The 14,316-nt window shown below is 47.0% G+C and carries 17 protein-coding genes; 7 read left to right on the top strand and 10 right to left on the bottom strand.

The window, feature by feature from the left end:
- Positions 1–366: 366 nt before the first annotated feature.
- From EL645_RS22055 to EL645_RS22035, 5 genes are all read right to left on the bottom strand, one after another.
- Positions 367–714, bottom strand: coding sequence for a hypothetical protein (locus EL645_RS22055; protein WP_126552496.1), 348 nt, complete (start codon positions 712–714; stop codon positions 367–369).
- Between the two features lie 157 nt (positions 715–871).
- Complete coding sequence (locus EL645_RS22050) at positions 872–1,237, bottom strand: hypothetical protein (RefSeq protein ID WP_126552495.1); 366 nt, start codon at positions 1,235–1,237, stop codon at positions 872–874.
- Between the two features lie 155 nt (positions 1,238–1,392).
- Entirely contained in the window at positions 1,393–2,328 is a 936-nt protein-coding gene (locus EL645_RS22045) for a WD40 repeat domain-containing protein (protein ID WP_126552494.1), read from the bottom strand.
- Positions 2,329–2,401: 73 nt separating this feature from the next.
- A complete protein-coding gene (locus EL645_RS22040) occupies positions 2,402–3,568 on the bottom strand; it encodes a HEAT repeat domain-containing protein (protein WP_126552493.1) in 1,167 nt (388 codons plus the stop codon).
- 184 nt (positions 3,569–3,752) lie between these two features.
- Positions 3,753–4,085, bottom strand: a complete 333-nt coding sequence (locus tag EL645_RS22035; protein WP_126552492.1) for a helix-turn-helix domain-containing protein — start codon at positions 4,083–4,085, stop codon at positions 3,753–3,755.
- A 391-nt stretch (positions 4,086–4,476) separates the two neighbouring features.
- On the opposite strand from EL645_RS22035, the gene EL645_RS45640 reads away from it, so the two are divergent.
- The 5 genes from EL645_RS45640 (at position 4,477) to EL645_RS22010 (ending at position 9,630) form a co-directional block, all read left to right on the top strand.
- Positions 4,477–4,944, top strand: a complete 468-nt coding sequence (locus tag EL645_RS45640; RefSeq protein ID WP_126552491.1) for a helix-turn-helix transcriptional regulator — start codon at positions 4,477–4,479, stop codon at positions 4,942–4,944.
- The gene (locus EL645_RS22025; RefSeq protein WP_126552490.1) at positions 4,869–7,325 is read left to right on the top strand and encodes an NACHT domain-containing protein; all 2,457 of its coding nucleotides are present in this window, start codon (positions 4,869–4,871) and stop codon (positions 7,323–7,325) included. The genes EL645_RS45640 and EL645_RS22025 overlap by 76 nt, the downstream gene beginning before the upstream one ends.
- A 252-nt stretch (positions 7,326–7,577) precedes the next feature.
- Positions 7,578–8,405, top strand: coding sequence for a 4a-hydroxytetrahydrobiopterin dehydratase (locus EL645_RS22020; RefSeq protein ID WP_126552489.1), 828 nt, complete (start codon positions 7,578–7,580; stop codon positions 8,403–8,405).
- Positions 8,406–8,527: 122 nt separating this feature from the next.
- A complete protein-coding gene (locus EL645_RS22015) occupies positions 8,528–8,869 on the top strand; it encodes a hypothetical protein (RefSeq protein WP_126552488.1) in 342 nt (113 codons plus the stop codon).
- A 53-nt stretch (positions 8,870–8,922) separates the two neighbouring features.
- A complete protein-coding gene (locus EL645_RS22010) occupies positions 8,923–9,630 on the top strand; it encodes a hypothetical protein (RefSeq protein WP_126552487.1) in 708 nt (235 codons plus the stop codon).
- A 73-nt stretch (positions 9,631–9,703) separates the two neighbouring features.
- Here the strand turns inward: EL645_RS22010 and EL645_RS22005 are convergent, their stop codons facing one another.
- From EL645_RS22005 to EL645_RS21985, 5 genes are all read right to left on the bottom strand, one after another.
- Positions 9,704–10,387: a hypothetical protein gene (locus EL645_RS22005; protein ID WP_126552486.1), complete on the bottom strand. Its 684-nt coding sequence runs from the start codon at positions 10,385–10,387 to the stop codon at positions 9,704–9,706.
- A 103-nt stretch (positions 10,388–10,490) separates the two neighbouring features.
- Positions 10,491–10,781 (bottom strand): hypothetical protein, encoded by a 291-nt coding sequence (locus EL645_RS22000; RefSeq protein ID WP_136625263.1) that lies wholly within the window; start codon positions 10,779–10,781, stop codon positions 10,491–10,493.
- Between the two features lie 207 nt (positions 10,782–10,988).
- A complete protein-coding gene (locus tag EL645_RS21995; RefSeq protein WP_126552484.1) occupies positions 10,989–11,681 on the bottom strand; it encodes a hypothetical protein in 693 nt (230 codons plus the stop codon).
- Entirely contained in the window at positions 11,678–12,244 is a 567-nt protein-coding gene (locus EL645_RS21990) for a flavoprotein (protein ID WP_126552483.1), read from the bottom strand. The genes EL645_RS21995 and EL645_RS21990 overlap by 4 nt, the downstream gene beginning before the upstream one ends.
- 8 nt (positions 12,245–12,252) lie before the next feature.
- Positions 12,253–13,746 carry a helix-turn-helix domain-containing protein gene (locus EL645_RS21985; RefSeq protein ID WP_126552482.1) on the bottom strand — a complete coding sequence of 498 codons (1,494 nt, stop codon included), beginning with the start codon at positions 13,744–13,746 and terminating at the stop codon, positions 12,253–12,255.
- A gap of 56 nt (positions 13,747–13,802) precedes the next feature.
- On the opposite strand from EL645_RS21985, the gene EL645_RS21980 reads away from it, so the two are divergent.
- On the top strand, positions 13,803–14,030 hold the full coding sequence (locus EL645_RS21980; RefSeq protein WP_126552481.1) for a hypothetical protein: 228 nt from the start codon (positions 13,803–13,805) through the stop codon (positions 14,028–14,030).
- A complete protein-coding gene (locus EL645_RS21975; RefSeq protein WP_126552480.1) occupies positions 14,023–14,283 on the top strand; it encodes a hypothetical protein in 261 nt (86 codons plus the stop codon). The genes EL645_RS21980 and EL645_RS21975 overlap by 8 nt, the downstream gene beginning before the upstream one ends.
- Positions 14,284–14,316 lie beyond the last annotated feature (33 nt).

Here is a 14,316-nt window from a genome sequence, read left to right as displayed (position 1 = left end):
AAGGAACTCGCCCCTTTTATAACGGGGACAACCTCATTTGCGGGCATGATCCTCGCCGATCCATGAAGGGCGGCCTCATTTACAGCAAATTTACCACCCATAGCAGATACGAGCATGAATGGTATCGTAGGAAGCGACTGCGTATAGGTCATACTGGTTCTTTCTTGCTGAGTTTGGAAACCCAGATGATGCTCTGTGGGGAAAAATCCTGTCGATGTGAATGCGAAAAAGATGAGAGGGACGGATTGGGTGATAGTAATAGAACCTCTGGCATGATTCAAATCAATGTGACACTTTGAACAGTAGCACCATGCCGTAAAAAGGCTTTTTGAGCCTGATAGTGATGATCTTTGACTTTCCAAACTGTCACATTCTTTTAAGCTCACCCTGAACCATGCCTCTAGTCCCAGGATATCCACCCATTCGAGATGCTTTAGACCAATCTTTCTCTTTCTCGCTCCTCATATAATGAAATGTGGTTCCGACTTGGAGCGTCGGTGTTGAAAGCTCGTCGATCTCAATGTCTGTTTCAGCTCGCGCCAAAAGCTGTAGCTTGTTGATTCGTTCGATCAATTCTGGAGGGATAGCCCCATTGCTAATGATGTCATTGTTAGGATCCCTCGTAATCAATTGAACGAGTTGGTATGGTTGAAACATCCAGCGAAAGACGTGCTCAATCGGGCGTTCAATCACGATGTGAGCCGTAAATTTCATCTTCACTCCTTCTAAGAGACTTCTACTGTGAGATCATCTTCTTTCTTAATAATCTCAGCAGGCCCAGACAATCCTTTCCCATGCACCAATAGCAAAGCTATTCATTATGTTTCATATTTAGGCTCTCTAAAAAGTTGCTTTCTAAAAACTCTCTGGATCACCTGCTATCTTTCTGTCTTTCCTCGACCAACACATCATTCATCGTTGCGTGAAAAAAACCCATGCTTTTGAGTGTCTCTAAACCTTGAGGAACACGAGGCCTGGATTCAATGTCAGTACCTAACTCTTCACCATTTTGGAAAAGAGCAGCCGTACAGCCTTCCCAGGCATACACGGTGATCTGATTCACACCATACTCAACTTCAACAGTATGTGGAGAAGAAGGAGGAATGAGGCTGCAGAAACAGACCGTCAACTTCGTATGAGGTTCCATACGATAGATTTCGCCCCACGGCTCTAAGATAAAAGAGGTTGCGGCCTCCCTTTCGTTTGAGAATGTGAGCGATACTTCATACTCTGACATTATCCCTCCTTCAAAAGCCATACGCATCTTATTTTTAGAACACTGTTTTTAACTTCGCGATCCGTATCAAATCTGAGTGTAAGCCAAATAGTTGTACAGGCTTCGCTATTGGAATATACGTTTACACATATATTATTTTCGCTCTATTTATGCGGTTACAGTGTGTACTGCAATTTTCCACTTGCCACATTCCAGATCGAGACGTCACCATATGATTCCATTGTGGTAAGCAATCGTCCATTTGAACTAAACGAGCCCGTCAAAATATCACTATCGCCAGAAAATTCATGCAAGGCACGCCATGTGTTCATCTCTAATATTTGCACTGTCCGTAATCCAACGGGACCAAAATGACCAACGGCAAGAGACAACCCATCTGGTGCAATACTTACTCGATTTGCCCACAAATCTCCCGTCGGCTTTGATATTTCTTTCCTCTGTTTTACATCCCACCCATAAAGACCATAAAATCCATATCCAGCAAAGAGTATTGTTCCATCAGGACTAAATGCTAAATCATGGGGACGATCCTTGCAGCCAGGTTCCCAGGTATTGAACAGGTGCCCATTATCAAGATCCCAGAACCAGACCTTCCCATTATTAAAGCTTCCTCCAACAAGAAAATTGTCCGAGGGGTGAAATGCAAGCGTTGTGATATCATCATTATCGCCAGTTTTCAATGTTTGAAGAAGCCGCCCATCTGTTATATCCCAGAGTGCAACCAATGCTTCCAATTCACTTTCCATTCCTGCAGCCAGTATACGCCCATCAGGACTTAAAGCAAGACCACCTGGGCTGACCTCATAAGGTAAACCATCACGGGTATAGGTCAAGTGATGTCTAATACTCCCAGTATGTACATCCCAAATGGCAAGAGAGGTTTCGAGATGGCTGGTACTTTCCTCCGGTGATAAAACTACTACGTTATTCTGGCTGTCGAAGGCGAAATTAAATGAAGAACATTCAATGTTCCAAAGCCGCTCCTGGGTCGGTAGATGGTGGAATGCTACTGAAGATCGGGTATGCAGCATGAGATAGTCACATCCGATAAGAACTGCATGCCGATTATTCCGCTTGGACGATATTGTCATTAAAGCTTCCCCTCATAACAGTTTAAGAAACACCTGAATAAAAAGCGCAGGAACGATGAGGCATAAAAATTTACTAATGCGTTGCCATAAACTTTTGCAAACCACGGCGAGTACCGGGAAACCCCATACATGATAACGCCTCAGCGCCAAAAAACTCATTCTCCTCGTTCATAACATGGGTCATTTCTTTTGCTTCAAGCGTTCGCAACACGGCTTGTTGTAGCGGGTCAAGATCATGAAATGTGTAATGTGGCTGGAAGCAAAACTGCTTCTCATAGAAGGCCACGCGAACAAGCAAATCAGCACAGTCGTAATCGACATGGTCATCAAGGGTAGGGAAAAGTTCAATCAAGCGTTCTATAATCCATGTTCGATGCGGAGATGAGGTAAGGAGAGACAAATAGTAAAGGGCTCTCGCATGAATCCACCCACTTCCCCAGACTGGGGAGAGTCGCTCATACAATGGTTGTAGCGTATATGGGTCTACAAATACCTCCAGTAAGATCTGAACAGCCTTTTCTGGTGTTTGGTCTTTCAGGAAGGCACACAAAGCATTGGCAGCAATAAATTGAAGCAATGGGGTTTCCTCGGCTTCCAGGTAGAGACAAAGAAGCAGAGAAGTATCGAGCGTAGATGGCAAGAAATATCCGAGGCTGAGAAGAAGAGAGCACTGCACATATGCATTTTGCTCAATTTGGAGTTGGGCAATAATTGGCGGCAAGAGCATGGAATGTTCTTCTGGAAAGGCCGCCAGTAAAGACGCAATCTCCTCACGTATGGCTGGATCAGAATCAGAGAGCAAAGGCAAAAAAACAGGTAGCCCTTCCCGGAAGGCTCGATGAGTATCATCATGCCATTGTTTATAAAGATCTCTTATCACTTGAAAAGGGATGGGATCGTTTTTCTCAGCCATTCTTTGATAATATTGGGCTGGTAGGTCTTGATACCGATTCGCGAGATAGAGGCCGCCGCAATCAAGATGTACTAAAAGATAAACAAGGTCACGTTTATCTGGAGTCTGTGGGTCAGCCAGAAGGGTCAGAAGAAAAGGAACAGCAAGAGCAGTTGCTTCATAGACGGAACCCTGGTGCTCCAGTGACACCCAGAGTGTTGCGAATGCACTTTCCCTCATGCTGGCATTTACTGAGGCGAGTCCTCGTATTGCAACTAGAATTTCATCCAAACTATAAGAACAGCTCGCAACATTGGACCAATCAATCGTATTGAGTGCTTCAAGCATGGAAGTATCCTCTCAAATGCTTCTTTATCATGTGTATACGTTTTCCTGGTTAGTAAATACAAAGCTGTTAGAGCCATTTTATGAAAAAGGATGACTCTGACAGCTTCAGTTCTCATTCAGTAACTACGTGGTACTTCCAAACAGTTGCTATTTGAATTGATATTCTAATTCTAGATCTAATTGCCTACTTATGTGGTGATTTCGGCATCAACATGTAGCCAAAGCTGGATAGGCGTAGAATGTGAAAATCAACGTAGGCTTTCTTCAGCTTTCGCCGGGCGTTTTCAATGTGCTTTTCCAGTGCCTCTTTTGTCCACATATCTAGATTGCTATTGAAGATATTTTTCACAATCTCGTGATCGGATACAGGGCGTTCGCATAATAGCTGGAGCATTACCTGGTATTCAATGGGAGAGAAGCGCACTTGCTTGGATCCAAAGATAAGGACCCGCACATCGTCTAGATGATAAATCTCGCGGCCATTAATAGTGAAGACTGCATCTTGATTATTAAACATGAAATAAAGCTCTGACTTTCTAGATCAAATAAGACCAACCTGAAACAGGTTACCAATAATGACTATTTTGCAAAGCGCCATGGAATATTTTGTCCAAAGCACTTGCCTACACTATGCCAGTTTTGAGCTCCACAGCACAGATACAACACCCATACATTAGCTATACAGTACCGATACAAGACCCATACACCACCAATACAGCCAGTTTTTCGGCGGTATTGCTGAGACAAACGAGGGGTGTTATTGAGGGAAAGCCATGCTTGTGTTATGATCGCTTATATAGGATGATGTAATTTGAATCAACTTGCATCATCCTGTTGTATTTCTAATTTACGTGATCAAATTCAGCATACTTTCTGTATATGTTGCTAGGATATATTTACTTTTTTAAATGAATGAGCCCTTACACACAAACGAGTTGATACAACGTGCTCGCAAGGAACGAGGATATACTCAACGCAAGCTGGCTAGAGAACTTGGAGTTGACGAACAAACCGTAGGGAGTTGGGAGCGGGAATACGATTTCCGTCGCTCGAATTTCATCAATCTCTCTGTACAGTCCTGGCGAAATCCCCGGAAGAACTTGGATTGCACGCATCTCAGGATGAACAGCCAACGCCAGAAGAAAAGAATGACAACCTCATTGATTATTCTGAGCCCGAAGTATCTCGCACAAAAGCACACGTCGGACATCTCTATCATCAGGAAGTCTTGCCTACCAAAAACCTCGCTCCCGTGGCAACAATTGCGGGGGGACAACAGACTGATGAAAATCGCTTGCGCATGCTACGGCGCGTTCGTTCTCGATGGATTACTGGCGTCCTGGAACATATCTCTAGCGGTCACCTGCTCACATTAAATTTACAAGCAAAACCGGACGCCGTTGGACATCCATGGAAAAGCACGATTCGAGAAAACTATACGGCAAAAAAAGACCGCACAGAAAATCTTCATATTATGCAGGTCTATCATGATGCCGACGGCGAACTGCTCATTCTAGGGGAACCAGGGGCAGGCAAGACAACGCTGCTCTTAGATCTGTTGCGCGAATTGATTAAACGTGCCGAGATCGACAGCACACTTCCAATCCCGGTTATTTTCAATCTCTCTGCCTGGGCCGAAAAACGACCACCGTTTGCAGATTGGTTGATCGAAGAACTAATGACGAAATATCAAGTTCCCCAGAAGCTCGCGGCAGAATGGATTCAATATGACCACATTGTTCCATTACTCGATGGGCTAGATGAAGTAGAAGAGGCTTTTCGTACAGCCTGTATTGAAGCCATTAATGGCTATCGTCAGGAACACGGATTGCTCTCTATGGTTGTGTGCAGTCGAAAAACAGATTATCTTTCGCAATCAGCACGTATTATCCTGAATAGTGCAGTAGTCGTTCAGCCACTTGCAGCACAGCAAATTGATAGCTACATTTCACAGGCAGGACCCGAACTCGAGGCCATGGACTATGCCCTCAAACATGATACCCATCTACAGGAAATGGCCTCAAACCCACTCATGCTCACAATTCTCGCACTGAGCTATCGGGACATGCCTCTCGAAGAGGTCCTTGCCATGAAGTCGCTGGAAACAAGTCGCAATGCCATCTTTGAAAAATATGTGGAGCGGCTCTTACTTCAGCAGAACACCACTGATGAACACTTCACGCCACAGCAGACAAAGCGGTGGCTGGGCTGGCTAGCCGAACAACTGACACAGCATAGCCAGACAGAATTTTACATTGAGCGGATGCAGCCAGACTGGCTATGTAACGACACTATACGGCATCATTATCGGCACGTCGTTGTGCGCCTCATATTCAGCCTGGAAATCATCATTATCTCAGCCCTCTTCTCGCTCCTGCGTGGCGGTCGAATTGGACCCATCAGCGGCGTCGGTGTTGGTCTCCTGGGCTGGCTAGGATCGGGGCCAGGAAATAGTGCACTCGGATGGATGGCTCCAGGGCTGGGAGGTGGGTTAGAAGGTGGCGGAAGTCTCGGCATTATTATCGCCACCGTGACATTACTGGTCACGCTGCTCATCGACCGGCCCATCCCCAAACTATCGTGGCGCATGTTCTGGCATAGCCTCTCGCAAGGGATACAAAAAGGGCTATTCATCGGAGCCGCTGTCGGCATAGTGTCCTGCGTGCTCTTTGGGCTCGATAGCAACTGGAACAACGGTCTGTATCGAGGTATGGGAATGGGGCTTTTTAGTGGTCTCTTGATTGGATTAATGACTGGCTTAATTACAGGCTTACGTTATGACAGCCAAAGAAAACCACATCCACAAAATGCGCATCGATCGTATCGTATCTCTCGCGCTGCTATCATAGATACCTGGATATTTGCACTCTGCGGAATGATCGGCTTTGGCGCCATCAATGCGCTCCTGGTACGAGGTATAAACGCCTCGGTTATCATCTATGCCCTGATTATGGGGATTTTCTTTGGCATCGCCTTCGGTATCGGCGGTGGGACCAGACTCATCCGAGATATAGGGGTACATATCCAACCAGCCGAAACCGTTGCCTGGTCCTGGCGGGAAATCGGCCGTAACCTCACCACCAATATTCAAAAAGGGTTAGGCATTAGCATCATTATTACCCTAAGCACTATCGCCATCATCGCTGGAGCCAGTGGATTCTTCTATGGACTCCCATATGGCCTGCGCTATGGACTCATCTATGGCATCATCATCGGACTGGTTAGTGGTGTCGCCAGTATTTTGACAGGAATACTTCACAGCGGCTGGTCAAGTACCATCCTTGAAGAACATCAACTAACCCATGCAAACGAAGGCATCCGTCGCTCCTCTCGCAACGCCCTGATCGCCGCCGGCTTTTTTGGTGTTGTTGGAGGCATCGCCAGTGGACTCGTATGTGGCATTGCCTTTGGCTGGATTGGACAACTCCACCACTGGCCAACCATCGGCATTGGATTTGCCTTAATCTGCGGAGCAATCTTTGCCCTCCAAGCAGGCATGCTCAACGGCGGAATCGCCTGCATCGAACACTATATGCTACGTCTTTATCTCTGCAAAGCAGGCCACATCCCCTGGAAGTATCGCCGCTTTCTAGATTACGCGACCAAACATATCCTACTGCAAAAAATCGGAGGAGGATATATGTTCTCTCATCGCCTTCTCTTGGAGCATTTCGCATCATCGCATTTGTCAGCCTCTCATAAAAAGCTGCTTGAGATAGAAAGGCTAGAGGACAAATGTAAAAAAGTTATCGAATAAAAATATCCTGTATTTTCACTGGCAAATCACAAAGGATCAAACATTAGCCACAACCCCACTCTTCATAAAATCACCAATATAATCTATAATTACATTTCAGGAACTAAAGAAAAGCTCTTTTACCAATCACAGCAATGGACCGACAGACCCACGATAGACAAAGCGAGAACGATCAGAGCAGTACTTGAAAGTAAAAAAATCAATATTGTAGAATGAAACCTTAAGAGGGATAAAGATGCAGTAGGTGATCTGATGAATGTCATTAAACTTTTTTTGAGCCATGCCCGCCAAGACAAGGCTCTTCATAATCAACTTCTCCTACACTTGAGTCGATTGATACAAACAGGTCAAGTGATCCTATGGGATGAGGATGAGCTTCTTCCAGGAGTGGAGTGGAAGCAAGAAATAAACAAACGCCTGAAAACTGCTGATATCATTGTGCTCCTTATCAGCCCAAACTTCATATCTTTCGCCTACGAAGAGATGCAGGCTGCTCTAAGACGACACGAAGCAAAAGAAGTCCAAGTTATTCCAGTTATTTTACGTCCCACAGATTGGAAAGAAACTCCGCTTGGGAATTTACAGGCATTACCTACCAACGGGAAATCAGTTGTTGAGTGGCGAGATCGTGATCAAGCGTTCCAAGATGTGGTCAAAGGTATTATTAGAGTAGTAACCTCTCTTTACGAAGCTAAAATGACGCCTCCCATTCGGTTTCCAAGGCCAATGGTGAACCCGAATCCTCTATCACCTTCTGAAGTGGAGAATGCGCTCCAACGGCTTGTCGGCTGGAAAGTTCTTCCTTTCTTCGTCCCAGGCGCGGAGCCAAAGAGCGGGATAGAGATGGTGAAGACCTACCAATTTGCCAATTACGATGTCGCACTCGGTTTCATAAACAAGGCATCCGAATATATTGCTGTCTTGTCGCATCATCCAACTTGGGAAATAACCTGGGGAACTGTCAGAGCTCGGCTAACTACCTGGGACATCGGACACCAGCTCTCGCACTACGATTTTGATCTGGCCAAGTATCTCGACAACCTTTCCAGTGAATACCCCCCACTCAAGCAAAAGAAATAATACCACATTATTCGCTGGCGATTCTGTCACCCTACCCGACACGTGAGGAAACTAGTAAGATCACAATTTTTGATGTTCTGGCAAGTCAACCGTGCAACCTGAATCAGACAGTGAGGCTGAACATGGCAGTAAAAAAAGAACAGCAAGGCTATACCATTTGGATTGAAGCAGAAGAATGGGCACCTGGCGAATGGACGCCTGAGGACGATAACACAGATGTAATTGTCACGTACCAGGATGGTCGCCGTTGGGTTGCCACATTCTTCACCTATCAGAATATTGCGACGCTAACAGAAAAGAACAAGAAGACAGGTGAATGCTTTTCTGGCGCATACTTTTGGGCAAGTGATATGGTCCTCATTGATGTTGTGAGTCGCCAACGGATTGAAGAGGTGATTGATTACCTTATAAAAGAAAATGAGTTTGAGTGCACCTTCACACTGATTCTTCCAGAAGACGAGTAAAGAAGTGAAATGGGTTATATTCCCTGGGAAAAGGAAGGAGCCGCTTTCTACCAATGCATTTTTCACCAGCCTTTTTTGATCTGCAACTTCGCTTTGCTGATTCTATTGCTCAGATATATCACCTCAATTTTGAGGATGCCTTGCTTCAGTATACGAATCTCTATATGCAATTCATTGGCCGCTCCTTTGATCCAGGTCATCCTCTCTGGCAAGAGTACCTTACTGGCCTACGCCAGGCTCCAGACAAAACGATGTGGACATCGTCTTATTATCAACGCACAAGGGAGACTCAATCACCGTCTTCTTACGGCTGCTTTTCCTACAGTTATCTTCCAGAAGAGCATATCATCCGCTATCACTTTGTGAACGCAGATACCTCTAACTCAGGACCGCTTAGCAAGGAGCGGATGCCCATGCGATTACAAGAACTCACAAAGATGTTTGCCGAGATCAAGAAACAATTTGGTGATACGTCATCTGTTCGAGGCAATTCATGGCTCTACAATATCAATGCCTACAGGCGATTGTTTCCTCCTCAGTATACGCAAACGATGCAGACCGAAGATGATGAATTGCAGTATATGTCTTTGTGGGGGCAATTTTTGAGGCACGATGGTCGTGTTCATGAAGAACGCGCCGCTTCACTACTCTCGTGCGCGCAGCAGCAGAAAAGCCTGAACAGCCTCGTAAAGTGTTTTCCTTATCAAGTACTTTCGCCTCAAGGCTCCATTGCTTCATTTTATGATTTTTATGCAGTCTGAGCGTTACAGTCAAAAAAAGCAATCTACTTGCAAGAGAAGTAATGAAAACCAGTGTTTATACAGAATACATTAACTAGAGTTGAATGCCAAAGAGATGAAATGTCAACACGGTCACAATGATAGCCAGACAGGTGCCGGCAATGGCTTGCAGGACGGTATGGGCACGCACCTGCCAACGTGCCCAGCCAACCAGGAGCACGAGAGGAGAGAGAGCCAGCCAGCGAGGGCCAAAGAGGAGAACAAAGACGGTCACCGCACCCGCCATGCCAACCAGGTGCAGGCTAATCTTCCAATAGCGCGTCACGATAAGCGAAATGCCACAGGCAACGATCACCGCCACCACGGTAGCAATCAGAATGGGAGATGCATGCAAGGCGTAGAGACAAGCAAAACTGAGCAACATACACGTCAGGCCAAAGAATAGCGGCACAAAACGCTGCTCACGTTGACTGACATGGTGATCCGTCAGCTTCCCTTTTCGTACTCCCTGCCAGATAAAAAGAAACGGGGCCACAGAAATACCTAGAATAGGAATGATCCACCAGAGGAAAGCATGCGCAACGTCAGGCGCTGTCACAAGTGCAATCACCAAAAATGTCGGGAGGGCAACAAACAAGGGATTTGAAATCTCGGAAACCACCCGTGCCAGCTGCTGTTGAAGGGTCCTATTCTCTGAGGCTTTTTCCATCTCTTCTTCTTTACGTACCTTTCTCAATACCAATCTACCTGCAGCCACACCACAAAGAATGACTACCATATGAGGCAGCTTTTACAAAACCGCCTTCTTGCTAACCCTTAGTATATCGCAATCGCACGAATCCACATACCCTTCAGTACAATATGGTCCGTGGCACAATTACTCAAAGGAAAAGGGTCGGCTCTTGTAAGCGCCTCTCTCTCATGATATCCGCGGTCATCTGCCGCGTTAAAACAACGGGATCGCTCTCATGAAAATAGAGCACACTCGAACGCCATTTTTCCATGCAGGCATATGCGAAGGAAAAAGCAAGCAAATAACTGTCGCGATGCCCACTAATATCGATCGTTATTACCGATTGTGGCTTGCTAGGGAGTGCGGTGCATACATATTGAAAATCTTCCAGATAATCTTCCCTTAAGGCAGTAATAAACTCGGCTTCAGGAAAAATCATGATGTAACCATGGGTTGAAAACGTAAGGTGGCTCACATTCGGATTCTCATCTCCAGACCCCCCAGTGCCAAAACAAATGCCCTCAAATCCTCAGGTACGACATCTTCCTGAGCAATAAATACACTCATTACTGATCCCATATATGCTCCTCAAAGAAAAATATGTGCAGGCCAAATTTATCAGATGAGATCTCGCGTTTTACTATCCTTAGCGGAAATAGTAGTTACGCGTCGTTCGGAGTTCTAATTGGTGTTGTTGAATGTAGTCCAAGTAATTCTTATACAGGTGCTGGTGGAGGAGATAGTCTCGATAGCCATGAAAATGTACAAAATAATACTGAATATCTGCCTCGCGGTCAATCTGAAGTTTCTGACAGGTCATCTTATACTTTTCTAAAAGCGTGAGTAACTTCTGACATTCCTCAGGGGTAGCTCCATCTCTCCCAGAGAGAACACCCAAGGGCAATTCGTGCAGCGTATAGTACAAGTAATTGTTGAGATACGCCTCCCTCTTTAGAAGCATTTCGCGGTCTTCAGGGTCATATTGCAAATAGCGATTGACCAATGCCTCTGCATTATATCCACTCAGATGCGTTTTCTTCAAACTATTGTACTCAGAAAGTAATTGCGGATATTGTACGAGCACCTTGATAGCTTGCATATTTCCCGACTCGATTTCGCGTGCCAGTACTGGATAGATCAACCGAGCAAAGAGAGGAACACGTATCTGTGCTTTATTGCTTTTGAGCTGATCCAGAATGAGAAGGAGATCATCAAAGGAGATTTGCTCAAGGTTGGGGTACCGGTCCAGCAATTCAGCCAGCAACCGAGTGCGTCTGTGATGATATCTGGGATTGTTTTCTATTTCACTATATTCCTTCGTAAATGCCTGCACATTCATATGTTTTTCTGTTGACCTTTCAGCATCTTTTCTTCACAAGCATGGTATATCAGATGTAGTTCAGCGAGGATTTCCTGCCAGGGTACCATTTGAGGGGATTTGTAGCGTTCTGGTTCGTGCAAGATGCGGACGTTGCAGTCGCGCAGTAGAGCGATACTTCTAGCGAAGGCGGGGTGGCACACGAGGTCCATTTTAACGCAGGGAATGAGAAGGATGGGGATCTGGCCATTGCCGAGGGCCTCACAGAGGAGGCTGACCGCCAGATTGTCTCCAATACCAGCGGTCCATTTGTTGATGGTGTTGAAGGTAGCGGGTATCACGATGATGGCGTCAGCTTTGGGAAGAGGATCGTCTTCTCCAGGCAGTTTGTAATCAACGCGAACAACATGGCCGGTGATTGCTTCCAGGGCCGGTTTATCGATCCAGCGCGTGGCGTGGGGAGTGGCAATCACGCAGACATCCCAACCAGCCCGTTGGACCTGTCGAATAAAATCGTCGATTGTTTGAGCGGGGGGAGCGGCACACACGATCATGTAGAGAACCGGTTTGCGAGCAACGACCATAGCACTCCTTAGAGCAGTGAAGCGACAGGCTCCGCTGTGATTTCTTTGTAGACCTCGTGAATATGGTGATCCAGCTCATGCACCCATGCTGCCGTTTCCCAGGGTTGAAGAGCCGTACGTAAAGCATAAATGCGTTGCAGGGAACTCAATGATCGCACATGGCGAACAATGGTTAATGATTGACAGGCAGCCTCATAGGCCTTCTGAGCGTCGCCGAGGCCAGCATATGCAGTTCCCATATCAGCCAGTATAACTGATTTGCGCCGCAAAGAGGAAGAGTTCAATAGAGATTCGGCGGTTTGCAGCGCACCAAGCGCCAACTCAGCCTTCTTCAACTGGAGATATCCCGAGCCCTTATAACCGGCCAGACGTGAGGGGTTGAAACCTGTCGCGTATCGATCATTGCCAGAAACCACATCTGGAGCGATGCCCTCCGCTCGTTCAATCGCCCGGGTAAAAGCCTCAAGGTCCTCCAGCTGTGAATGGGCCTCGGCCTCGATGCAGGCAAGCCAGGCACGGGTCCCGTTCTGTTGGACAGCGAGCTTCTGACTGGCAACTAAGAGAGTAAGGGCATCTTGCGGTTGATGCTTCTCTATGCGCAATAAGCTCATGCGGCCAAGGCCTACAGCCCACAAATCAGCGTTGCCCGCAGCCTGGGCAGCACTGAGGGAGAAGGCATAATAGGACCATGCCAGGTCGTACTCGTGAAAGTCAAAGAGGATCTTCCCAATAATCTGAGCCACTTCCCCGGCGATCTCAGAAAGCCGCTTTGCCGTGCTTACAGGCTGCGAGCGGTGTAAGAGCGCGGTGACCGTCTGAAAGTGGCCGACCACGCCGCTAAAGACCTCAAATGAAAAGTTCTGGCTAAGCTTCCAGTAGCGTTGCGTGACGTCATCAAGATCGTCTAAAACGCTCATATCCACTACGGAAGAGCGCGTGAGATGATACTCGAGTTGATGCTGCGCATCGGCGTGGAGCATGGCATATGGGGAAAGGACCAGCGTCGTACAGGCAACCTGGAGCATACCTTTCAATACATGCCGACGAGAAAGATCCAAAACAGGTCCTCCAGTTTCTCTCGGTGTGTCGCCCTGCGATTGATCTCGTGCTGCTACCGGCAGAGCTGAAGGCTCTGGCTGGGAGGCGAGAGATCCTCCAGCCGTTTGTGGCGGATCTAGAAAGCCAAGCTCAATAGTGGAGAGCTGAAATAAAGCGCAGAGCTTTTCCTGATAAAACCTGGCCGGTGCTCTTTCTCCCGTTTCCCAGCGGCTTACCATCTCTTTACTGGTCCCAAGGCTCATGCCGATCTTCTTCTGCGACCAGCCACGGATCTCGCGCTGATATTTCAGCTTCTCATTGGGCTGTTTTGCTTCACGACTCATCATTTCCACCTCATGTTCTCTATCATAAAGAGGAGTGTAGCACAAAATGACGCATAAAACAGCCTGTATCACGAAAAAGGCAACTTCTGGCATCAAAGCGCTATCTACTTGCACCACCATCCCGGGTATCCTCTACACAGAGAACACAATCAATACAAAGCAAAGGAGGTTTTCCCATGGCAGGAAGCCAGGTTGCAGTGTTACGGCAGCAGATCGAGTCGATTTGCTTTTCTATGAACCGGGGACTTTCAGGACTCGCGTCGGGGACAGCCAGGCACACCTTTATTGTCCACAAACATATGGAGCTGCAGAGTGCCCAGGAACAGCTAGCCCATGTGATCGGTGATGAAAAGTCGATTGTGACCATGTGTGAGATCTATGAGCGGAGCGTAGTCGATGGATAAGCACGCCAGCAAACCAACGCTGCTCGAATTGCGCAGGAACACCACCATCACATCCGAACAATTAGCACATGAATCAGGTGTGACCCTGGCCCAATCGTACGCGGTCGAAATCGGCGGTTTCGTTGACGAGCACGTTGCCCGCACAGTCATGAGCACATTCTCTCGCCTGACACACCAGCACGTCACCTTGAACGATATCCGGTGGAGGCATCCCGTTGCCTGGATACCATCGTCCAGGCGCAGGGCACAGTGAGGAGGGAAAGAACAGAACGTGAGAGGATACACG

Source organism: Dictyobacter kobayashii (assembly GCF_003967555.1).
Taxonomy (GTDB): Bacteria; Chloroflexota; Ktedonobacteria; order Ktedonobacterales; family Ktedonobacteraceae; genus Dictyobacter; species Dictyobacter kobayashii.
The sequence above is the reverse complement of the archived record's forward strand: the minus strand, read 5'-3'. Positions and strand labels throughout refer to the sequence as shown.